Genomic DNA, 23,063 nt, shown 5'->3' on the forward strand with positions numbered 1-23,063 from the left:
TATTATGACTAAATTTACACGAACTTGGTGGGGCGATCGCTTTATTAAAGCATTGGAATCTTTTACAGATGAACGTCGGCTTCAAAGAGGGCGTGCTTATGCCAGTGGAGGTAAAGTTTTAAGTTTTGATATTGACAAAAATCACATTACTGCCCAAGTGAGAGGGTCAGTCAATCCCTACTTTGGTGTTTACAAAGAACCTACTTATGATATATCTATTGAAATTACCCCTATTGCAAAAACACGTTGGAAAGAAGCAATTAACAAGCTTTCATCCAAAGCAAGTCTTATTTCTCGACTTTTGATAAACGAAGTTCCAGAAAACATAGAGGATACTTTCTCTGAGTTTGGATTGCACTTATTACCTCACAGCAGACAAGATTTTAAAACAAAATGTTCTTGTCCGGACTATGCCAATCCTTGCAAACATATTGCAGGAGCGTACTATCTAGTTGCTTCTCAACTAGACCACAATCCGTTTCTCTTATTTGAATTGCGAGGATTATCTAAGGCAGAACTTCAAACTCAATTAGCTCAAACGCCTCTAGGTAAAGCACTGTCTCAAGAAATTAACATTGAAGAAATTCCTATTGAAGTTTCTACTTCGTTCTATACAAAACTCCAAAAGAAATCAGTTGTTACACAGCCAAGTGCTAGAGAATTTTGGTTAGGGACAAAGCGATTACCCCAAACAATCGATGTTCCAACTTCAGGAGGTGTATCGGCAATCTTAATTAAAAAACAAGGAGATTTTCCTCCTTTCTGGCAAAAGGACAACTCTTTTATTACAACGATGGAGGAGATATATCAGAGGGTGAAGACAAAAAATCAAAATTTGATGTAGTGTATGCTTTCTACCCTCTGACTTCTACCTTTTATTTATACCAATTTACCTCTAATCCAGGATTTTTCACTGTTCTTGGTTCTTGTGGTACGGGCGAGGACGCCCGTACATTATCCCAACGCGGTTATACTCAACCTCATCAGTCACCATTTCTTGAAATATCTTTACAAAAATTCAAACAACTGTTACATTAATTTACAAAGCGGTATAAACCGTTATGCCTGCTACTTTCTACATGATGAGGCAGCCTCGATTGGGCGATCGCCCAACTCCCTGTCGATTCATTCCAGAGCTAGAGCAGCTTGGGTTTTGACATATTCTTCTGAATAATCAGTGCAATCAGTAAACAGATAAACGTGGAGATTTGAATATGACTTTATCTCTTGAGTCGGCGCAGAAGATTTTCTCTGGTACTCAGGTTCCTAGTCCAATTCCAGCTACCATAGCCTTGTTCGACCAACTTAGCGTTGATGATAAGTTGGCATTACTCTGGTTTGCATACACTGAGCTAGGTCGTACAATCACTCCCGCCGCCCCTGGAGCAGCGCGTTTGCAATTGGCAGAAGGACTACTCAACCAAATCAAGCAACTATCTAATGACGAGCAAACGCAAGTTATGAGAGAGCTTGCTGACCATGTTGATACTCCTATTAGCCGCTCCTATGCAAACTTCAGTGTTAACACTAAGCTAGCTTTCTGGTACGAGTTAGGAGAGTTAATGAAACAGGGAGTTGTTGCTCCCATTCCACCGGGCTATCGGATGAGTGCTGGTGTGAAAGTCGTGTTAGAAGCTATTCAAAAACTCGATCCAGGACAACAAATTACAGTCCTTCGCAATACTGTAGTGGATATGGGATATGACCCAGGAGCAAGTTCAACTAATTACTCAAAAGCTGCTGTAGAACCCATGTTCCAGCGCACTACCCCATCTCCTACTAAAGTGACTATTGAAGGCATTACAGACCCAACTGTAATAACCTACATTGAGGCTCTCAATGCAGACAATTTTGACGCTGCTGTTACGCTATTTACTCCAGAGGGTGCTTTACAACCTCCATTCCAAAAGCCGATTGTTGGTCCTCAAGCAATTGCAGCCTATTTGCGTGCAGAAGCGCAAGGACTCAATATCATGCCAGAGAAGGGAATTTCAGAAGTTTTACCAGATGGTTCTAAACAGTTCAAAGTCACAGGTAAAGTTCAAACTCCCTGGTTCGGCGTGCAGCTTGGCATGAATGTTTCATGGCGGTTCTTAATCAATTCTGAAGGCAAGATTTTCTTTGTGGCGATCGATATGCTGGCATCTCCTCAAGAACTGCTAAACCTTCGTCCTGTTTAGAATGCTATCTTGATAATTTTTGTAGAGACGTGCTATGGCGCGTCTTTACATTTTTGTTGAAAAAGGATTGGGAACTCGTGACTACAACCGAGATACGGAACTGTTAGCAATGAGATACGTCTGAGCCATCATACATATCAAACTTTTCTTCAAATATAATCAATGAAAACTTTGCTACCTGGTGTTATTTTCTTGGGAGTCACTAGCCTTTTCTTAGCTAGCGATAAGCTGGGTACAGCTTGCGCTTCGCGATCGCTAGCAGCAGTGCGATCGTACATTATCTATTTTGATGTTCTACATGACCACTATCAACTATTGCGAATGGGGTGGACGAACTCTCACAAGCGCGTCTTTAATCCAATTCTTCATCTCGATATTATTGAAGGTAAAGTCTGGATTCAAGAAAATCGAACAGATATAGATATTGGTGAAGAACTTTTTTCAAGAGGTGTTCCGAAATCCGACATTGTTTTAGGACTGCACCCGCCTGAGGGTGCGACCCTACAACTCAGAGTACTCAATTACTTAGTAGAGTTCTTGTGGGGCGGGCAATATGCCTGCCTAAAACGGGCGGAACGCCCGTTCCACAAGACTATTATTCATGTATTGCAGACAACTGAAAACCGCTATATTAGTAATTGGTCACGAGGGGTATCATCTACACAGTGGCGCGAAAGCGTCGTTTATGTAATACACAAGCAACTCCGATTGCGCCTAAGCCAATTAGAGCTATGTTGGTATTTGGTTCTGGAACTTTCTGGGGAATTTGAAAAGAGCCTTTCAAGAAAGCTTTACCTTTTAACGGACCAGCCGTTGGATCTTGGTCGAGTGACTCAGTTTCGGTAAAGTTGAGTATGCCGGTAGCACCAATGAATTTACCAGAGCCACCAGTTATAGTTATGATACCAGAACCATTTAACGAGTTAGTTGTGGGATCGATTGTAGCTGTAGCGTTACTACTTCCAAAGAGCCGATCTTCACCACTTCCAAAAAACGAGTCGGAGCCTATTTCACCCGCAAGACCAAATTGTGCTGGGTTAGGAACAAAAGTAAACATGCCTGTAGTTGGGTTAAACTGGCTGTAGTTGTTGATGCTTGTGAAGTTAGTTAAACCATATGGAGCATTGGGATTATAGCCTAAGATAGTTGCTTTTGAGATGAGAGGTGTTAGGGTTTCCAAGGTAACTTCTGTATCATAGAACGTGTCAAACTCAAATGTATTTTGAGCGAGCGCTGCAGGCTGTCTCGATACAACACCCAGTAATGTTAGCACTACTGAAAAAAGCCATGTGGTCTTTAAGCGAAATCTCATCTACTAGTTTCCATTTATAGTAACTATTTTATGTTGGGAAAAGACACAGTAATTTATGCATAAACCCGATTTCTTTTAGAGCGTCGCAATACTCCATATCAGCCAATGTCACTCTAGGTAAATCTAGCGAATTGACTTCAAACTTTCTGCTTTCTGTACTAAGAAATCAGTAAAAATACTCATAATAGTGCGCTGACGCAATTTGATATTGGCATTGATGGACATACCTGATTGTAGCGATAAAGAGCGATCGCTCACTAAGACAGATTGCTTATCCAAACGTACTTTTGCCGGAAAACGATAAAAATTGTGAATTTGATCTGGAGGTAAAGCATCAGAACCAATCCAAATTAGTTCCCCTTTAATATCACCAAACTCCTGAAAAGGAAAAGAATCAATTCTGACATCTACTTTCTGTCCTTGTCTAACAAAGCCGATATCGCGGTTAGTAATATAAACTTTAGCAACTAAATCTTCATTAGGAACTATTTTTACAATAGGCTCAGTCGTATTCACAACAGATCCAGAACTTGAGGGTTGCATTTCAAAAATAGTTCCATCTACGGGAGCGCTAATTCTTTGATATTGTAAAGTCTCCTGTGCTTGACTGATTTGACTGTCAATTTCGTTAATTTTCTTTTGATTCTCCAATATAATTTTAGTCAGTTGACTATCGATTTCAGCAATACTTTTTTCATTCACTGTTATGCGGGAGAGTAAATCTTCTTTAGAAAGAGCTTCAGTATTGCGAAGTTTTTCATTGGATTGAGCGATCGCTAGTTTTAATTGCTGCTGTTCTTTTATCAAACGAGCAACTTCTGCTTGAGACTTTACAACTTCCTGCTGTTGAGTTAAATACCTCGCTCGTGGAAAAGCGCCCTCCTTCATAACTGTTTCCATATCTTTGAAAATTCTTTGACCAATTGCCAACACATTTTTCGCACTACTTAGTTCAAGCTGATTTTGGCTCAATTTCTCAATTGTTTTCTCTTTTTCTAGCCGAATATCTGCTAGGCGAGAACTAAAATCTGATTCGCGACTTTGCAAGCGTAACTTTTGATCTGGAGTCAAGGTAACTCCTGCTATAGAACCACTTAATTGTGCGCGATAAACTTGATTTTCAGCTACAATTGCCACACGACTTTGAGTTAAAGAAGCAATTTCCGGACGAATGTTAAGTGTTGCTCCTAGTTTGAGGTTTGGTGAAACATTCCCTGCTAAATGACGGCGATAAAAATCATTTTCCTGTACTAGAGCAGCACGATTTTTTTGTAATGATACCAACTGTGCTTTCGCGGAGGTTTGTTCCAGAGTCACAAGAATGTCACCTTTTTTCACTCGCTGACCATCTTTCACATGAATGACTTTTACAACACCACCTACAGGCGCTTTCACATCAGTCACTGCACCTTGTGGTTCTAGCTTACCAGTTGCGGGAATTGCTTCATCAATTTTATAGATTGATGCCCAAATAACTGTAAAAGCGGTGACCCCAATAATTGCCCAAGCAATTGTTCGCGACCAGATTGAGGATTGTTCTAATATAACAGGTGTATCAAATTTATATTCTGTGTTCATAATATTGTTAGTGGTTAGTAGGGGCGCAATGCCTTGCGCCCGTACAGTGGTTAGCTAAATTTTTTCTTGTTGTTGATACAAACAGTAGTAATAGCCTTTAAGAGACATCAACTCTTCATGAGTTCCTTGTTCGACGAGCGCACCTTTATCCATCATCAAAATGACATCAGCGTTACGAATAGTCGTCAACCTATGAGTGATGAAAAATACTGTTTTGCCTTTGAATGCTTCTGCTAAGTTACGACAGACTTGTGCTTCTGCATTGTAATCTAAAGCACTTGTAGCCTCGTCTAAAATCAGTAATTGCGGATTTTGCAAGACAGTGCGGGCGATCGCAACTCGCTGTCTTTGTCCCCCAGATAACCCAGAGCCTCGTTCGCCAACTTGGGTATTGTAGCCATTGGGCAATGACATAATAAAGTCGTGGGCATAAGCAACTTTGGCAGCAGCAATAATCTCTTCATCGCTAGCATCAGGATATCCTAAAGCAATATTTTCTCGAATTGTTCCATCAAACAATAAAGTATCTTGTAATACCACGCCAATTTGACGGCGGAGAGAATAAAGCTCTACTTTGCTGATATCATAGCCATCAATTACAATCTTTCCAGAAGCTGGCTCGTAAAGTCTAGGTATTAATTTCAACAAAGTACTTTTCCCAGAACCACTTTGACCGACAACACCTACAAACGAACCCACAGGCAAATCGACATTGATGTTGCACAATTGCATGGGACTGTTGGGACGGAAGCTAAAGGAAACATTATGGTAACGAACATGACCTTCAATAGCAGGCATAAGGATATTTTGACGTTCTCCCTGTTCCTCTTCTTGGGGTGTATCGAGAATATCACTCAAACGTTGTAAGGATAAAGCTGTTTCTTGGAAATTCTGCCAGAGTTGAACTAAACGTAGTAGAGGACTTGTGACGTAGTTGGAAATGATGCGGAAAGCGATAAGTTGTCCCAAGGTAAGTTGTCCGTTGAGAACCAGGTAAGCTCCTACCCACAAAACCAATAAAGTAGAGAGTTTGTTGAGGAAGTTGCTGAGAGATCCAGCAGTGGTTTGAGTAGAAATCGTCTTAAACCCAGCACTAATGTAGCGGGCGTAGCGTTCTTGCCATTGCCAACGAGAATGTAATTCTAAATTTTGCGCTTTGACTGTTTGCATTCCCGCCATCACTTCGACTAAATAGGAGTGAGTTTCGGCGTTGCGTTCGGCTTTTTCATGCAATTGTCGCCGCATAATTGGCGATACTAATAGGTTCAAGAGGGCAAATAATGGTACTGTCGCTAAAGCCACTAATGTCAGCACCCAACTATAAATTGCCATGACAAAGATGTAAATGACAGAAAAAACCGCATCCATGACCACGGTTAAAGCCGTACCCGTAAGGAAGGAACGAATGTGTTCGAGTTCGTTAATCCGCGTTGCGAGTTCGCCCACGGGACGGCGATCGAAGTAAGATAGTGGCAAGCGTAGCAGGTGATTGATAACTTCTGAACCTAACGAGAGGTCTATGCGGTTTGTTGTGTCTACAAATAGATGAGTGCGGACGTTAGAAAGAATGGCTTCTACGATAGAGACGACTATTAAAAAGATACCGAAAACTTCTAAGGTACTAGGGCTATTGCCAACAATCACTTTATCAATGACGACTTGTGTTGCCAGAGGATTCACCAAGCCAAAAATCTGTACCACTATCGAAGCAATCAAGACTTCAATGAGAACTTTTCGATAGCGTTTCAGGGAAGGGACAAACCAAGAAAGACCAAATCGGGATTTAGGCGTGTATTTTGTGGGTTGCAGCAGTAAAACTTCCCCTTCATTACCCCAAGTTTCAGCAAAGTCTCGTGACTTACGACGCACGAGTCCCATTTCGGGAACGGCAATGAGTAATTCCTGGGGACTGGTTTTGTAAATAACCGCAAAAGTATCTTGCCAGGAAATCATAACGGGAGGTTGCAAGCGACTGACAGCAGATGCAGGAATTTTGACTATTTGGGTTGTCAACCCCATTAACTCTGCGACTGCACCGCAAAATTGCAGAGATAGACTACCCGCGTGTTCTTGTTGTTTAGTCAAAACTCGCCGTAGCATATCTCGCCGGAAGGGCATATGAAAATACTGGCTTAACATCTGGAAGCAAGCTAGGGTTGCGTCAATGGGACCTCTAGCTCGAATATAAGGATATTTTTCTCTTTGGGATTGTTTAGTTGTGGTTGGGTTGGTAACGATTTCTGCGGCGTAGGGAATATCAGATTGCCAAGAATCTGTTTTTGTGAGTGTTGTTGTAGGAATGATAGATGCTGGTAGCAAATACTGTGGCACGCCAATTAAACGCATACTTCTGTTGAGGAGTAGTTTTCTATTAGCGTCTAAGTCTATACGGCTGCCGACTGGAAATGCAGTATGAGAACTACCACTGACGAGCCACAAATAATCTTCTCCGTTTTTAGGAGTTAAGAAGGATTGTCCTGTGGGGAATGTTTGCACAACGGCTGTTTCCCAAGCAGTTCGTGTTAGTTTGAGTAAATCGGTGTTGCCATCAGCTCGTCGATTGAGTTCTTCTCCTAATAATTCATACAGTTCTATTAGGGAGACTCGATTGTGCAATGCTTCCGCAAAGGCTGATTCTTGCTTCATTAAAGAGAGAAAATCGGTAGCAGGCAAATTCAGACAAAGCACTTCTGTAGATGCGATCGCAGTTTCACAAGCCACATCCCTTACATGACTGACCCAACCTATAACTTCTCCCGATCGCAGCAACATCAGAGTGTCGGGTTTATCCGAACGAGGATCGTATCCTAAAAGACGAGCCTGTCCTTGACAGATAATGCTAATCTGTTCGGGCATAACTTCCCGTGTTGCGATAGTTTGACCCATACGGTAGCGCAACAATTGCACTTTTTTCTGGAGGTTTTCTAGGGACTTTTCTGATAAGTGTAAAAAAGGAAATGTAGCTGTTAAGAATTCTTGAATATCGATAGAAGTATTTGTCATCATATGCTGCACCAATCGTTTCTAATCTTTCTTTATGCGGCGTTACTAGATTTCTCTTGTGGCTGTTTGCGGGTTACCATCATCCAAGCTTTATCTCTATCTGATAACTGATGAATTTGTTCTTGTAACCAACTTTCAAATAACTCTTTCAACAGACGTTGTTGCATAAATTTATCGAGCTGTGCGGGAAGAAGTTTTTCTAAGCGTATAATGACGAAAAACTCACCAAAAGGAATGGGACGCCAGAGTTGTCCTGGTTGACTAACTTGAAGTTGCTTTGCTAAACCGGGGTGCAAAGACTCAAGGTCAACAGGTCCGACGATTCCATTTGTGTTTGCTTCTGGTCCTGTAGAATATTCCCGCGCAACTTCGGCAAAGGTTTGTTCTCCTGCTAGGATGCGAAAATACAGTTCATTGGCAATGCCTAATTCTTGCGTGCGAATCAAAGAGTATATGACTCGATCTAGGCGTGGCTTCCGATGGAGAAAGTAAGATTCTAGTTTGTTTCCCCATGTCTCTTGCTGGAATTTTTCTATTCTCAACTTGCGAGTTATAAGGGCTTGAAATTGCTTGTGGTTGAGATTGTAATGTTTCAGCCATGCTTCATGTTCGGTAGAATTACTAATTTGATGTTGTTTGAAAAAATGCTGGCTAGCTGTAGAGATCTCTTCCCTCGTGCAGGTTATTTGTGCGATCGCTCTATCTATAAGGATCTCTCTTAAAAATTGAGGCATCATGTTGTACTGAGTTAGCAAAGTCATCAGTTCTTCGCTAGCGAGCGTGCGATCGCCAATTTCTATCTCATAAGCCATACCCTGCAAAACTCCTTAACTGTTTGTGATGATTGCTAACAAGCAACTACGTATGATTCATTGAAAAAATGCACAAATTTAATCAAACTTTGTCAAAAAATTACAACTTAATGCCAAGAATACTCAGGTATCTAAATAAAGTCATGTGTTATATTCTTCTGTATATCAGCTCCTCTTGAAAAAGGTGTGAGTTGATGTGTACTAAGGTAAGTTCTGGTTCTGTCAGAGGTTTTCCTCTGATAGGAACCTTCCTGTAAGTGTAAAACTTGAACTAGACCTTCATATAATTAATCGGCACTGTTAGGTGACATTACGCAACATCCTGAAGAAGTTTACATTTGTTAATTTTCAACTTGTACTATTCCCTAAGTACTCGCGTCTGCACGTAAACCCAACCGAGTCCTTGTAAATCTTGTTCGTTTATAGCCAACCATCCAGAGAACCCCGTGTCCAGCATTACGTCAATTGGTAGTTCTAGACCATCCTCAGCAATCAGTTCAATTTCAAACAACAAAGCATAATCATCCCCAAAAGAGCCTTGAATCATACAGTTCCGGAAACCCCTGTCTCATTAATTTGAAAGAAAAACAATGGTACAGTACCAGGGTGCTTCTGACGAGCAGTTTGCATAACGACTTCTTCATCTCGGTCAATAAAGTAGTCACCACTATTCGGTTCAATAACCATATACCAACCGTAGTGGGTCTGGATATAATTAGGTTTCACACGATCGAAAATCACCTTACAACGACGGTGAAATTCCTCGTCTTGAGCTTTAATTTTGGCTTTCTCTTCAGCAGTCCACTGGATTTAGGGAAAAATTCTTCCTCGACGTACTGTCCGGATAGATTTAGCGGAAGTCATAATTATACTCCTTCAGAATCATAGCAATTAATGTATAACAATTCTAAATCATTCGTGAAAAGTTAGCTCCCCGATTCTTTAAAAAGTTGGGTATCTGAATACCGTAAATTTTCACCAATCAAATAGAATTGCTATGTAAGAGGTTATTGGCATAAAATCTAAAGTGGAAGTAATTCCACATTTAACGAATCCCATGGCTGTTGCGAAACCAAAGCGATTTACAATTGACGAATACCATCGGCTTATCGATCTCGGATTTCTGACTGAAGGAGATAGGATCGAGCTGATACAAGGAGAACTCATTTCAATGACTGCAAAAGGAAGACCTCATACAGTTTGTGCTTCCATTCTGTGTCGTCAACTAGACCGGCTTTTAGGTGACCGAGCAGTTATTCGCGGTCAAGATCCGATCGCTCTACCCAATCAGAGTGAGCCTGAACCAGATGTTGTCATTGCAAAAGGAACAGATGAAGATTATCTCGCGCATCATCCCTATCCTGAAGATATTTTCTTAGTTATTGAAATTTCTGACAAAACTTTAGATTACGACCAAACAACGAAGCTGTCATTGTATGCAAACGCAGGTGTTTCTAACTACTGGATCGTAAATTTGCAGGAGCGGCAACTTGAGTGTTACAGTCAACCCTATCAAAATAGTCAGGGGAAGTTTGGCTATCTCAACAAGCAGATTTTTTTATCTCATCAGGAAATTCCAATTCCTGGATTTGAAGACTCTATGTTGAACTTGAAGCGGATTTTTCCACAAGGCGCGATTGAATAAGTCTGAAAATAAAAAATCTCTCAAAATTGTTGCAGTGCGGTACTCACAGCCCTCTGCCAAAATTAGGACGGGCGAGGACGCCCGTTCCACAAGATGAATATAGCAGTTTTCACTTGAATGAAATACAGATTTATCTGCTACGGGCTGCTACAGGCTGCGGTTCCATAACTTTTTTATGTACTGCACCCAATTGAAAACCGCTATAACTTATTTCTTAACAATCCCTTATTGGTTAATCTCCCAAATAAATACCTAAACCACGAGCAGTTTTCACCAAGGTATCCCCTGGGTTTACAGCTCTGTACTGCGCGATCGCTTCAGCAATTGGCACAGCAACAACCTGGCGATTTTGCCATGTTACCATGTAGTCATATTTATTTTCAGCGATGAGATTGACTGCTTCTACGCCAAAAGCAGCTGCTACGAGTCGGTCAAGTGGTGAAGCCGTTCCACCCCGTTGGATATGTCCTAAAACTGTGACTCGGGTTTCTGCATTGATGCAATCGCTAATTCGATCGGCTAAGTACTGACCAATACCTCCATATCGCGATTGACCCAAACGATTTGTCATTGTAACGGTTTCCCCCTCAGCTGTACGAACTGCTTCGGAAACAATAATTAAACAGTAATTTTTGCCTTTTTCTTGGCGCTGTTTAATCTTATTGCAGATATGATCGATGGTGTAGGGAATTTCTGGAATTAAAATGACATCCGCTCCTCCAGCAATTCCTGCAGCGATAGCAATATGTCCCGCATCACGACCCATCACTTCTAAAATCATGACACGACTGTGAGAAGCAGCAGTAAAATGTAATCTATCGAGTGCTTCTGTCGCAATATTCACTGCCGTATCAAAACCGATCGCATGTTCGGTAATCCCAATATCATTATCAATCGTTTTGGGAATACCCACTAAATTAATACCGCCTTGTTGTGCTAAGCGACGGAGAATAGCCAAACTACCATCGCCGCCAATTCCAATCAAAGCATCTAAACCCAGTTGATGGTAGCCTGCAATGATTTCTTCTGAGCGATCGCACATACTACCATCAGGCATAGGAAAAGCAAAAGGATCGCCTTTGTTGGTGGTTCCTAACATTGTTCCACCAGAAGTTAACAGAGGGTCTACTTGGTCAATTTCCAATTTTGTAAATTGTTCGGGACGCGCCATTAATCCGAGAGTTGCTTGACGGATTCCCAGGACTTCCCAACCTTTACCGCAAGCACAATGGACTACAGCTCTTATGACCGCATTCAAACCCGAGCAATCGCCCCCACTTGTCAGAATGCCAATACGCCTGTATTCTCCCATATGTTTTTTACATTTTTACTGTAAAGTGTATTCACTAGTACAATAAGAGATTAGTGGCATTCAATAGCTGAAAATTCCAAAGTAATTTTAATAAATCGGATGGTGCAATCGCGCTTTTTGCATTACCTTCACTTTTTGAACAAGAATGATGCTATTCTTGGTGGTTTATCGCGATCTTGCTCGTGCCACCATTCTTTGAAGTCCTCAAGAATGAAACCATAGTCTTTCGCCGTGCTAATATAATCTGATATATGATGCACAAAAGCTGGGATTTCAATTATCTCCTGATTCCTTTGAAAATTAGCTTTTGTTCCTCTATATTGTCTGAAAGGATGTAGCTCAGATATAAAGAAATACCCTCCTTTGACTAATACGCGGGCTGCTTCTGAAAATATAAATGAGAGATTTGTAATATGTTCTAGAACGAGATTGCAAGTTATCAAATCAGCAGATTCATTCTCACAACCCCATGGTTTTGTAATATCTCCTAGAGAAAATGTTACGTTGGCTGAATTCACTTTCTCTCTAGCTTTTTCAAGCATAGATGCTGAAAAATCGATGGCATGGACTTTTTCGGCAATTTGCGAGAGCAAAAGAGTATTTTTACCTGTACCACAGCCAATTTCAACCACCGATCTACAACTCAAACCGAGCGAGGTTTCTTTGGCGATCGCTCGATCCAAATCCCGTGTTAGATTTTCGTCAGTATCGTATGTATCTGACCAATCATCATATGCTGCTCGAACACTCATAAAATTGGGCTGCTCCTCAGTCATATTATCTTAACCCAAGTCGCTAGTTACAGATTCCGGTGGTTCCTTTGAATCGCGATCTGAAGTTGGTTTGTAGAAGTATAATCTAAGCATTGATAATTTCCTCTACCGATACAGAAATGTCAGGAAAGGCGAGAGGTTGAATGGTTCCTGTAGTGAGGGTAAATTTTGTAGCGTACTCTCCATCACTAGGATCGCGGAACACTACTAGTTGTAGTTTTTTGAGGTTAACGACCCAATATTCTAATATACTGACTTCAGCATAAATCTTGCTTTTCTTGTCTAAATCTTTATCTAAGCTAGAGTCGGAATACTCAATCAGCCAAAAGATGTTCTCTGGATAGGGATGGTGAACTCGATACTCACGCCCTAAAGGTTGGACAATAGCAGTATCTGGTTCGGGTTCAGAATTGTTAGGCAAAGTAATAGGCTTGGCTTGACGTACTGTAGCACGGTTGCCTAGTAATTTTGTTAAATACTGACTGGCTTCATGGCTAGAATAAGCATGGGTTTCTCCTTCTGGCGACATTTCTACAATTTCTCCTTTGAGTAGCTCAACCTTGCGATCGTCCAGAATACCAGCCTCAATCATACGATGATACTCGTCAATCGTCCATTTTGCAGTCATGATGGTCATGGCGATTGATTCTCCTCAATTATTTGTTCTATTTTTATGATATTCACTAAAGAATTAATGTAGACTACATTTGGTAAGAATTGTGGCAGATGAAAAGTGAAGCAAGTTAACAAATACTATTAAATTGTATTAATCATTCCACCGATCTATAATCTGTATCATTTTCTCTTTAGATATTAAGCTAACCAATCTGCCTTTCTGTGATTCTTTTAAAAGCTCCAATATTTCCGAAAAATTTTGAAAATACGGATATTTTTTGCTTTTACTAGCTTCTTGTAATCGTGCTACAACTTTTTTAGCTTTGCTAGCATTAAGTAATAACTCAAGCTTGCGTTGGACTTTATATGCAATATCTGGCTCTAAAATACGGTTAAATGCATCTAAAGGAGAAATAGATTGAGGTAGTTTGGCATCGATTATCGCAATTAGTTCTGCTTTAAGTTCTGTTTTTAAGTTTTCCATTACAGTCAACAAATTTTTACTAATGTTCTTGATAGAAGACTCTATATTTTTAATTTGCAAATCAACTTCAGACTGATTTATAGGTTTCTGCTGAGATAAAGTTTGATTCTTATTTTCAAGGGTTTGTAAAATTTCTAATTGTTGACGAATTGCTGCTTGGTTTTTATTATTTGATATGAAAACTGTAATACGGTCTGGTAGACGAGGATTCAGTTCGCGTGCTTTGAGATAAGCATAATATTCTAGAAACCCTGAAATTAGTTGATAATCATCTATGTTAATCTTCTGTACTACTGGTATATTTACTAGACCACCTAAATCAACAATTGTATTTGCTAAAGCATCAATTTGAGTTACTCTCTCTACAGGGTTGAAGAGTGAGTTTTTTATCTGAATACTGTCGAGATCAATGATTGAGGTTAGGAGTTCCATTTTTATTGCCTTGGACTAACTAAATACGTATAAGCTGCATGACTTCTTGCGCTAATTTCTCAAATTCTACAGCGGCTAAAGATTTGGGTTCATAATCCATGATAGAAATTGGATCGGGAATTAGAATATCTCCAACTTCTTGTATTTTTTCAATTGCTTTGGATGTTTCGCGACGCTCAAAAATCTTTGAATCCAATACAGGAAAACCATATTGTTGTTCAACAATTTCTATCATCCTAGGGAGCGTATATTCTACAAACTTTGGTGAAGTTCCTACTTTAGACGCAATCACTCCAAGGATATCAATTGGTTCTTTCATAATTGATTCACGAAATTCATTCACTTCGTTTACAAAACGACGAACATTTTTCAATCCTTCATTTGCAAAAGGTCTAAGGTCTGATGGAATTAGTAGATAGTCTGCTGTAATCAGTGCAATTCGCGCATAAAGATTGAGAGATGGTGGTGTATCGATTAAAACTATATCATATTGATTACGAACATCATCTAGTTTTTTTAAAAGTCTAGTTAAAGCTTGTGGCTGCTGAATCAATTCTTGTTCATGTTCCATCAAATCAATATGACTAGGAACTACATAAAACGGTGGATTTGTAAAGTGTGATTTCCGAGCAACCTCTGCAATTAAATAATTATTTCGGTACGCAATTACTTGGTAAACATAGTTCTCTTTTAAATCGTCATGAATTTCATTATCAAATTTTACTAATCCTGTTGCAAAAGTTGTATTTGCTTGGCTATCTAAATCAATAACTAAAACTCTCTTATTTCTTTTACTTAATGCTGCGGCAAGATTAATGACTGTTGTCGTCTTTCCAACCCCACCTTTATTGTGGTAAACAGCAATCACTTTCATAAATTTACTCCCTAGTAAATATTTTTTGATAAATTGATTTTATGAAATTTAGCCTTTGGTTTATTTATTATGTACACCGTATATTTTAGTAACTAATTTTATGTCATTTTTCATGTGTTTTTTTCCAATCTTCCAGCGCACTAATGACAAAGCTAGCAGCAGGATGGTTAAGGAACTGTTCCAATGCAGAAGTACTTCCAGCACTAATTGCACTAAGAATACGCTGACTAAGCGAGGGATCGTTATTAATCCTTTGAATAGCTTCATTTGCAAAAGTACATTTATCTACCATACTATTAGTAGGATAGGTTTGGGAGAGAAGGTCAAGAAGTACTTGAATTTCTTTTGCAGCATCAGCAAGGCTTCTTGTTTCTGAAGAGTAATTATGTTGGTAGGCTTGCTGACGCGCATTATCACGCATCTGATTAGAGAAATTGGCAATATTTGCTCCCTGTAAATTGTTGGTGAATCCTTCAGAATTCGACACGGTAGTTGCCTCCACGTTGACATTGTTGATTGATTGTTTTCCAAGAGCGAGCTTCGCTAGCTCCATAATCTCATTGTTATGTTGTTTGTACAACTCAATTACTTGAGTCTTTACCTGAAGTGCATAAGTTGCTCTAGCAAGTTGGATTTGTTCTTCATAAAATCTTGTAGTAGATTCTTGATTAACTACCGGTAAAATTTCTAGGCGAGCAGCAACCGCGTTATTAATTTGCGGTTCAAGTTCCTGAATTGCAAACACTTTATCAGTATATTGCTTTTGTTGTTCTTCAACAAACTGAAACATTTCTGTAATTCCATTAGGAAAAAAGAATTCTTCGATTTCATGACCTAGTGTACAGTGTTTAGTGAATTCTCCAGGTAAAAACATTCTATCGCTAGGGTGGCGACTTTTGAACTCAAAACTATAGCCTTTTTTTAGGTAAACATAATCGCATTGCACATTATTTAGATTTGTTTCACGATTAATCTTCCAATTCTCTATACAAGCACCAGTGAGATTTGCGCCTTTGAAGTTACTGCCAAATGCTTGAACACAGCTAAGATCGGCGTTTTGAAGATTAGCTCTTTCTAGAACAGCCAATTTGAGGTCAGCGTTACATAGGCGAACTCTACTGAGATTGGTACGAATTAGATAAGCATTGTTAAGTATGGCTTTGCTAAGGTTAGCTTCGCTGAGATTAGCTTCACTGAGACTAGCTTCACTGAGATTAGATCTGCTAAGCTCGGCAAATCTCAAATCAGTGTTGCTAAGATTAGTGTTACTCATATCAGCTTTGCTGAATTTGACCGAGGCAAGGCAAGCATTGGTAAAATTGACTCCACTCAACTTTGCCTCTGTAAGGACGGCAAACCTCAAATCTATTAGGCTGAGATCGGCTTTTCTAAGATCGGGAATGATTAGGGGATTTTCTCGTCTCCATTGGTTCCAACTTTTCACTCCTTTGTGTAACTCAACAAGATGCTTTGAATTCGCCACTTCTGTATTCCCTAAACTTAAAGTTATGACACCCGTATCTTGGTATATTTTTACATTACATTTTATGTAAGTCTAGCGCTTTGTCAGAAACAAGCTTAGGTGTCCTTACTTTTTCAATTTGTGCTAAAGTTTGCTCATAACTTTTTTCTTGGCTAATACAACTTTTGATAGTTTTCTTCCCAGAGACAGTAAACATAGTACTGAGTCTTCTCTTCGCACACCAGCAAGCGCATATATTATGAGCATCTTTAGCAAAGCCATTGGGCAAAGGCATCTGGACTGCTATAAAGTTTGTCAAAAGCAGCTCTAACTTGGGGACGATCTAGTGGCAGACGATCGCTAGAATTCAACACTTCTTGCACCACATCATTAAGGCAAGATGGATCGCATAGCTGATAGAGAATCAACCTCACCCTTTGCTGATGGCGACAGTAGAGCTGTCTGTAGCTTTGGGTATCGCCTTGCAAACACCGACGCACTAAGTAACTATCAATTTCGTTGTCTGATTTGCCGTTGAACTGGCTATCCTGTGAAACCTTGGTTGGCAAAACTAACACTTGAGGGCTTCTCCTGCATCCGTTTTTGCGACTTGTAATTATTAGACAGGATGACTGAGAAAAAGGTTCAAAAGAAATGGGAGTGAGATGAAAAACCCACCAAGTAAATTTAACAAACTAGTACATGAAGGCAGAAGTACGGAGGCAGAGGGCAGAAAACTCAAAAGCTTTTATTGTCAGCTTTTTGTCTGTTACGAATGGTTACCTTATTTCCGCCGACTTGTACTAGGTGGGTAAGAAAAAGTTGTATATACTTGAACTTCGTTTAAATAATCGATCGCACTACGCCACCATCTACCCGCAATGCAGTTCCATTAATCGCTGAGGATAGGGGGCTGGCTATATAAGCAACCAGAGAAGCAACTTCAGATGTTGAAGCAAATCTTTGAATAAGAGAAGAGGGGCGTGTTTTCTCAAAAAATTCTTTCTCAACTTGTTCTGGGCTGATGTTTCGATCCTTCGCCAATCCTTGAATAAAATCTTCTACACCTTCAGAACGAGTTGGACCTGGTAATATGGAATTGACTGTTACATTGCTGCCAGTTGTCATCTCTGCTAAACCGCGAGCCAAAGATAGTTGTGCTGTTTTAGTAACCCCATAGTGAATCATTTCTGCTGGAATATTCACTCCTGACTCGCTGGAAATGAAAATGATGCGTCCCCAATTTTGTTTCAACATCAAAGGTAAATACTGGCGAGAAAGTCGTACTCCACTTATGACATTCACTTCCAGAAATTTCATCCATTCATCATCAGAAATTTCTGCAAAGGCTTTAGAACCATAAATTCCTAAATTATTCACTAGAATATCTAGTTTTGGTATTTGCTCAAACAACTCGCTGGCTCCTAATTGAGTTCCCAAATCGGTGGAAATTCCTTGGAGCTTGGCATGGGGTACATTTTGTTGAATTTGCTCGATTGCTGCATTCACGCGATCGCTCGTTCGTCCGTTAACGATCGCGTTTGCTCCTTCTCGGGCAAGACTAGTAGCAATTGCTAGTCCAATTCCTGCCGTTGAGCCAGTGACTAGAGCCACTTTATTTGTAAGTTGAAGATCCATAATGCAAGACTCCCAATAAACAACCGCTCGAATTTAGTGATTTATGGCAACACGCTGGCTAAGCTTATTAGCAGGCAAAGACATATCTGACACTTTGCGATCGCTTTCAACCCCTGCCACAGAAAGCTTGTCAGGGGATAGCAATCCGATCTGAACTAGTACTACTGGCTCGATCTCAGCAGATATGTTCGCGAGCTAGTTTACCATCTCGAAAGCGAGATTTATTGGAAGGGTGAGAGACTGCAACTACTCTCCCACAATTTGTAAAATATGAGTATACAAAGCATCCGCCACTCTAAATCCTGCTACTGCAATCAACTCGTCCATTACAACCTTTGACAGCTACAATCAAACCCTTTCGTTTCGCTTCAACCAAAACGCCTAACAACCCTGTAATTCGTAGTCCTAATTTATCGGCTTTTGCTCTTCCTCGCCTTTCGTCAATAAGTAGCAGTTCTGCATTAAGCTCAATCGCTAAAGCTATGGCTTCACATTCCCCTTCGTCCAATTGTTGCTCTAATTGCCCAACAGCCGCAAGACTGGTAATTGGTGAAGTATCACTGACAACAATCACAACCTACCCAACTCCCGTAAATTCTTCAAATCGAGTTCAAAATCTTCCATTTCATAAGAATATAAAGGAATTTTGCGTTCTTGAAGCAATTGTTGAAACTGTATTTTATTCATTTCTGCCAACTTGCTAGCATGTCCAAGGGGAAGTTTTCCTGACTCAAACAGCAACAGGGCAACTTCCTGTTTAAATTCGGCTTCTGTCATTCCACGCTTCGTGTAAAGTTTCATCTGATATGACAATACTCATTTTTTCCTCTTGCTAAAAATTTAATAAGTCAAAAGCTAGTACCATAATATCTTCACTTGATCTTTCCACCATTCTAAGTAGCCAGGTGGAAATAAACCGCAGTACATTACAAAATGTAAATTTACCATAAATCCTTATCAAGGACGAATGACTAATGACGATCCTCGCTAATTAACTTTAATTGTACTGACTTACCTACATTTACTTAACAAGATTAGCAATAACTGCTGCTAATTCATCTGGGTTAACTGGTTTGGGAACGTGTAGTTGAAAACCTGCAAGCAGTGCTTGAGTACAGTCTTCTGCTCTAGCATATGCTGTTAGCGCCACAGCAGGAATACTCCCACTCTTGTCTTGACTTAATGCTCTAATTTTACGAATCAAGGAGTAGCCATCTTCTTGTGGCATGGAAATATCACTCACTAGTACATCTGGTTGAAATTCTTGCAAAGCAACAAGTGCTTCTGCGGCACTAGTTACTGTCATGACTTTTGCTTGATATTGTTCTAATGCTGTTGTAACTATCTGACGTGCATCCAATTCATCATCCACGACGAGAACCCGCAAATCATTGAGGGGATGAGGTGATGGGGGGCTAGGGGGATGGGAGGATAACAATTTTTCTTTTTCCCCCACTTTCCCACTCTCTCCTTCTCCCCCTATCTTCAGAGGTAAACTGATAATAAATGTCGTACCTCGAGCAAGTCCTGGGCTTGTGACGCGGACTGTACCGCCATGCAATTCTACTAGATGACGAACGATCGCTAAACCTAATCCCAATCCTCCATGCGATCGCGTACTCGAACTATCCGCTTGACGAAAGCGTTCAAACACGTAAGGTAGAAATTCGGGAGCAATTCCTTCTCCTGTATCCTTAACTTTAATCAGTACTGATTGTTGAGTTTTTTCCCACTGACTTTCTTCTATAGACAATTTCACCTCAACCTTACCACCGCGAGGTGTAAATTTAACAGCGTTGGAAAGTAAATTCCAAACAATTTGTTGCAAGCGATTGGGATCGCCCAAAACGACACCGATAGAGGGGTCTAAAAAAGATTCGATAGTAATGTCTTTAGCGTCAGCAGCTGAACTTATAGTCTCGATAGCTGAAAGGATGACGGGTACAAGTTTTACTGGGCGAACCTCCAAGCGCAGTTTCCCTGTAATAATTCTCGAAACATCTAAAACATCTTCAATCAGTGTTGATAATAATTTAGTATTGCGGTTTATTGTCTCTAAAGCTTTAGCCGTCTTATTTTCATCAAACTTTCGAGTTGTGAGGAGTTGCGTCCAACCAAGCATGGCGTTTAGAGGAGTGCGGAGTTCGTGTGAGAGTGTGGCTAAAAACTCGTCTTTTATCCGGTTGGTTGCTTCGGCTTTTTCTGCAAGTTGGCGAAACCGTTCTTCACTTTCTTTCAAAGCAATTTCTGCCTGCTTGCGCTCTGTAATATCTTGAATTAGGGCAACAAATCCTACTACTTCATGAGAATTGAATTGAGGAACATAAGAAATGTTTACATAACGGATTGTACCATTTTCGTATTGTAAATTAGTTTCATAAGTTACGTGTTCTCCTGACAAAACAGCTTCTACATACGGACGAATTGACTCATAAACTGACTCGCCCACAACTTCTTTAATTGTTTTGCCATAAATATCTGACGCGGAAATTCCGTGCCATTCTTCATAGCCTCTATTATTGAAACGATATCTTTGTTGAGCATCAACGTAGGAAATGAGTGCGGGTACGGCATTTGTAATCAGACGCATCTCCGAGTCTCGCTGTCGCAGCGCTTTTTCCACCCGTTTGAGATCGCTCAAATCCAGAGAAAATGCTATCATTTCCGGTTCATCTTTCCCTGGTTCCTCTACGAGCGCACCACCAATAAGAATAGGTACGCGACTACCATCCTTACAAATATATTCCTTTTCGTAAGGAGTAGCAATTCCATCCTTTTTTGATTCTTCTATTTTTTTTAAATCTTTTTGCCGATACTCTGGTGGGGTCATGGTATCCCAGCGCACCTTCTCTAAGCGGAAATCCTCACGAGTATATCCCACCATATTTAAGAAATAGTCATTGGCATAGTGGATACCGCCACTCGAATCGCCAAAAGCAACACCAAAAATATTAGATTCAACGAGTCGTCTAAGCCTTGTCTCACTCGAGCGTAACTTCTGAACACTTATCTCAAGGCGCTGTTTTGCATTACGTAACCCTGAGTTGAGCGAGCTAATCAGTATTGAAACAAGAATAAACGTACCCAACTGCAAAAGATTATTAACAGTGAAAATATCAATTGAGTATATAGGTTTGATGAAAAAATAACCAATAGCTAAGCTTGACAAAACAGTAGCTAACAACCCTGATTCCATTCCGCCGTACCTAGTACTAACTGCGACAGATGCGAAAAAGAGTTGGAACAAGGTTGGCGTTAACATTGACTGTAGTAGTAATGTTAGTGTTAAAGCACTACCTACAGCCAAGGTAGTTATGAAATAAGGTTCAAGAAGAAATCTAATTTGTTTCAATGTTGTTTTTCCTTTGCTCGTGAGAAATAGGGAGTAGGGCAAATATCATTTGTATCTATTTTGGTCTACGCAGTTCGAGATAGCTATTTGTATATTAAGTTTGTATAAATTTTAGCGCTCGCTATGCTTGAAGTCTGTTGTGTTTTTATACATATATTTAAAAAAATATAATTTTTTTAACAATTAATTTCTGTACGTCATCAACCCTATTTCCTACGCCCTATTCTCTTCTTTCAATAAATATGTCATCATCGTTCCTTTGCCTTTGACAGGAATTAAACCCCGCTTTTCGAGCAAAAATTTATCTTTTAAGCACTCGTAACTTGCTTCACACACTTGAATGCAGTCTGCTATTCCATGGGATTCCATACGACTCGCTGTATTGACTGTATCTCCCCAAAGGTCATAAGTAAACTTTTTCAATCCAATCACTCCTGCTACCACAGGACCCGTACTAATACCAATCCGGATGCGGAACGACGAATCTCTCTCTTTGTTAAACTGTTGGATGGCGAGTTGCATATCTAATGCCATCTTAGCCATAGTGACTGCATGGTCGCTGCGTGGAATGGGCAATCCAGCTACAGCCATGTAAGCATCACCAATTGTTTTAATTTTTTCGACTCCATGCCATTCTGCTAGTTTATCAAATTTGGAAAAAATTTCATTGAGTAACTCAACTAATTTTGTGGGAGAGGTAATACTGGAAAGTTCTGTAAAGCCGACAATATCGGCAAACAAGACTGTGACTTCATGGAAATTATCGGCGATTGTAGTCCGTTGGTGCTTCAGTTTTGCTGCGATGGTTTCTGGCAAAATATTCAATAATAACTTCTCGGACTTTTCCTGAGCGACTTCTAAATCTTTGCGAGCGAGGAATTCTTCCTTTCGGAGTTTATCGTAAAAATAAACAGATAAATTACAAATGACACAAGTCCAAAATAAATATAGCCCTTGTTCCATATAATAAGGAAACGGATATTTTAAGGTAGGCTGAAATAACCCGTACAATGTCAAATAGCAAATGATAGTTCCTATTTGAGCGATCGCATGAAGATGCCATTGAACGGGAACGATTGTTGCTTGAGTGAGAAACATTAAATTCCAAATACCAATTCTTGGCTCAACGATACCAAAAAGTAAAGCAGTTCCAATTTGATTGATACAAGTTACAGACCAACTTAAAGTTAAAAAGATAAAGTGAGGATGACGATAGCCAAGTTGAGTTTTGGAGAAAAACCAACAAGCTCCTATGACTATTTCTATAAAAACCCCAAGAGTGAGAGCAGATAGTTTACCAGAAGGTTGTACGTTCAACCACAAGAAAAATGCAATAACTGTTAACCCAACAATTAGCATAACCTGTGCTTGTAGCCGCAATCGCTTGACTGTAAAGCGATGGCGTTGGGCATTGTAGGAGTCGAAAAGACGGGGAGGTCGCCTCCAATACGATTTGATCTGGTTGATAAATGCATTAACTTGTGTTTTATCTGAGCCGTTCCGATTTATCATACGTATAATTACGTTATTAATATTTAATGAAGGAACTCTGTACGAGAGACTAGTAACAGGATGATTTCCCAATTCCCAG

Annotated in this window: 22 protein-coding genes and 1 pseudogene; 4 read left to right on the forward strand and 19 right to left on the reverse strand. The window is 40.0% G+C overall.

Annotated elements, in window-relative coordinates; all coding sequences use genetic code 11:
- The first annotated feature begins 4 nt into the window (after positions 1 to 4).
- Together ACKTT2_RS51020 and ACKTT2_RS51025 are read left to right on the forward strand one after the other, a co-directional pair.
- Positions 5 to 844 (forward strand): SWIM zinc finger family protein, encoded by an 840-nt coding sequence (locus ACKTT2_RS51020; RefSeq protein ID WP_407900774.1) that lies wholly within the window; start codon positions 5 to 7, stop codon positions 842 to 844.
- Between the two features lie 370 nt (positions 845 to 1,214).
- Positions 1,215 to 2,180 (forward strand): orange carotenoid protein N-terminal domain-containing protein, encoded by a 966-nt coding sequence (locus tag ACKTT2_RS51025; RefSeq protein ID WP_407900775.1) that lies wholly within the window; start codon positions 1,215 to 1,217, stop codon positions 2,178 to 2,180.
- 149 nt (positions 2,181 to 2,329) lie between these two features.
- Here ACKTT2_RS51025 and ACKTT2_RS51030 read toward each other — a convergent pair whose 3' ends face one another.
- Positions 2,330 to 2,458, reverse strand: coding sequence for a hypothetical protein (locus tag ACKTT2_RS51030; protein WP_407900824.1), 129 nt, complete (start codon positions 2,456 to 2,458; stop codon positions 2,330 to 2,332).
- Between ACKTT2_RS51030 and ACKTT2_RS51035 the strand changes: the two are divergent.
- Positions 2,445 to 2,660 (forward strand): annotated as a pseudogene (locus ACKTT2_RS51035) (element excision factor XisI family protein); the annotation flags it as partial. The gene ACKTT2_RS51030 and the pseudogene ACKTT2_RS51035 sit on opposite strands and share 14 nt — an antisense overlap.
- Positions 2,661 to 2,838: 178 nt before the next feature.
- Here ACKTT2_RS51035 and ACKTT2_RS51040 read toward each other — a convergent pair.
- The 6 genes from ACKTT2_RS51040 to ACKTT2_RS51065 all read right to left on the reverse strand — a co-directional run bounded on the left by ACKTT2_RS51040 (position 2,839) and on the right by ACKTT2_RS51065 (position 9,572).
- Positions 2,839 to 3,492: a PEP-CTERM sorting domain-containing protein gene (locus ACKTT2_RS51040; protein ID WP_407900776.1), complete on the reverse strand. Its 654-nt coding sequence runs from the start codon at positions 3,490 to 3,492 to the stop codon at positions 2,839 to 2,841.
- A gap of 123 nt (positions 3,493 to 3,615) precedes the next feature.
- Positions 3,616 to 5,070 (reverse strand): beta-barrel domain-containing protein, encoded by a 1,455-nt coding sequence (locus ACKTT2_RS51045; protein WP_407900777.1) that lies wholly within the window; start codon positions 5,068 to 5,070, stop codon positions 3,616 to 3,618.
- A gap of 54 nt (positions 5,071 to 5,124) precedes the next feature.
- Positions 5,125 to 8,076 (reverse strand): peptidase domain-containing ABC transporter, encoded by a 2,952-nt coding sequence (locus tag ACKTT2_RS51050; RefSeq protein ID WP_407900778.1) that lies wholly within the window; start codon positions 8,074 to 8,076, stop codon positions 5,125 to 5,127.
- A 29-nt stretch (positions 8,077 to 8,105) separates the two neighbouring features.
- Positions 8,106 to 8,885, reverse strand: a complete 780-nt coding sequence (locus tag ACKTT2_RS51055; RefSeq protein WP_407900779.1) for a peptidylprolyl isomerase — start codon at positions 8,883 to 8,885, stop codon at positions 8,106 to 8,108.
- A gap of 358 nt (positions 8,886 to 9,243) precedes the next feature.
- Entirely contained in the window at positions 9,244 to 9,432 is a 189-nt protein-coding gene (locus ACKTT2_RS51060) for a hypothetical protein (protein ID WP_407900780.1), read from the reverse strand.
- Positions 9,429 to 9,572 (reverse strand): hypothetical protein, encoded by a 144-nt coding sequence (locus tag ACKTT2_RS51065; RefSeq protein WP_407900781.1) that lies wholly within the window; start codon positions 9,570 to 9,572, stop codon positions 9,429 to 9,431. Before ACKTT2_RS51065 ends, ACKTT2_RS51060 begins: the two co-directional genes overlap by 4 nt.
- 370 nt (positions 9,573 to 9,942) lie before the next feature.
- Between ACKTT2_RS51065 and ACKTT2_RS51070 the strand changes: the two genes are divergently transcribed.
- Positions 9,943 to 10,530: a Uma2 family endonuclease gene (locus tag ACKTT2_RS51070; protein ID WP_407900782.1), complete on the forward strand. Its 588-nt coding sequence runs from the start codon at positions 9,943 to 9,945 to the stop codon at positions 10,528 to 10,530.
- A gap of 232 nt (positions 10,531 to 10,762) precedes the next feature.
- Here the strand turns inward: ACKTT2_RS51070 and ACKTT2_RS51075 are convergent, their stop codons facing one another.
- The 12 genes from ACKTT2_RS51075 to ACKTT2_RS51130 all read right to left on the reverse strand — a co-directional run bounded on the left by ACKTT2_RS51075 (position 10,763) and on the right by ACKTT2_RS51130 (position 22,984).
- Complete coding sequence (locus tag ACKTT2_RS51075) at positions 10,763 to 11,842, reverse strand: ATP-dependent 6-phosphofructokinase (protein WP_407900783.1); 1,080 nt, start codon at positions 11,840 to 11,842, stop codon at positions 10,763 to 10,765.
- Positions 11,843 to 11,970: 128 nt separating this feature from the next.
- Positions 11,971 to 12,618, reverse strand: a complete 648-nt coding sequence (locus ACKTT2_RS51080) for a class I SAM-dependent methyltransferase (RefSeq protein WP_407900784.1) — start codon at positions 12,616 to 12,618, stop codon at positions 11,971 to 11,973.
- A gap of 82 nt (positions 12,619 to 12,700) precedes the next feature.
- The gene (locus ACKTT2_RS51085) at positions 12,701 to 13,252 is read right to left on the reverse strand and encodes a Uma2 family endonuclease (RefSeq protein ID WP_407900785.1); all 552 of its coding nucleotides are present in this window, start codon (positions 13,250 to 13,252) and stop codon (positions 12,701 to 12,703) included.
- A 129-nt stretch (positions 13,253 to 13,381) separates the two neighbouring features.
- Positions 13,382 to 14,146 carry a hypothetical protein gene (locus ACKTT2_RS51090; RefSeq protein WP_407900786.1) on the reverse strand — a complete coding sequence of 255 codons (765 nt, stop codon included), beginning with the start codon at positions 14,144 to 14,146 and terminating at the stop codon, positions 13,382 to 13,384.
- A 19-nt stretch (positions 14,147 to 14,165) separates the two neighbouring features.
- Complete coding sequence (locus tag ACKTT2_RS51095) at positions 14,166 to 15,020, reverse strand: ParA family protein (RefSeq protein WP_407900787.1); 855 nt, start codon at positions 15,018 to 15,020, stop codon at positions 14,166 to 14,168.
- 103 nt (positions 15,021 to 15,123) lie between these two features.
- Positions 15,124 to 16,503 (reverse strand): pentapeptide repeat-containing protein, encoded by a 1,380-nt coding sequence (locus ACKTT2_RS51100; protein WP_407900788.1) that lies wholly within the window; start codon positions 16,501 to 16,503, stop codon positions 15,124 to 15,126.
- Positions 16,504 to 16,751: 248 nt separating this feature from the next.
- Positions 16,752 to 17,060 (reverse strand): hypothetical protein, encoded by a 309-nt coding sequence (locus ACKTT2_RS51105; protein ID WP_407900789.1) that lies wholly within the window; start codon positions 17,058 to 17,060, stop codon positions 16,752 to 16,754.
- Positions 17,061 to 17,325: 265 nt separating this feature from the next.
- Entirely contained in the window at positions 17,326 to 18,120 is a 795-nt protein-coding gene (locus ACKTT2_RS51110; protein ID WP_407900790.1) for an SDR family NAD(P)-dependent oxidoreductase, read from the reverse strand.
- Positions 18,121 to 18,415: 295 nt separating this feature from the next.
- Complete coding sequence (locus ACKTT2_RS51115; RefSeq protein ID WP_407900791.1) at positions 18,416 to 18,694, reverse strand: PIN domain-containing protein; 279 nt, start codon at positions 18,692 to 18,694, stop codon at positions 18,416 to 18,418.
- A complete protein-coding gene (locus ACKTT2_RS51120; RefSeq protein ID WP_407900792.1) occupies positions 18,691 to 18,897 on the reverse strand; it encodes a UPF0175 family protein in 207 nt (68 codons plus the stop codon). The genes ACKTT2_RS51115 and ACKTT2_RS51120 overlap by 4 nt, the downstream gene beginning before the upstream one ends.
- A gap of 244 nt (positions 18,898 to 19,141) precedes the next feature.
- Entirely contained in the window at positions 19,142 to 21,472 is a 2,331-nt protein-coding gene (locus ACKTT2_RS51125; protein WP_407900793.1) for a hybrid sensor histidine kinase/response regulator, read from the reverse strand.
- A 213-nt stretch (positions 21,473 to 21,685) separates the two neighbouring features.
- A complete protein-coding gene (locus tag ACKTT2_RS51130) occupies positions 21,686 to 22,984 on the reverse strand; it encodes an adenylate/guanylate cyclase domain-containing protein (protein WP_407900794.1) in 1,299 nt (432 codons plus the stop codon).
- Between the last annotated feature and the right edge of the window lie 79 nt (positions 22,985 to 23,063).

It is taken from the genome of Scytonema hankhaensis NUACC26 (assembly GCF_045865695.1).
Lineage (GTDB): Bacteria > Cyanobacteriota > Cyanobacteriia > Cyanobacteriales > Nostocaceae > Scytonema.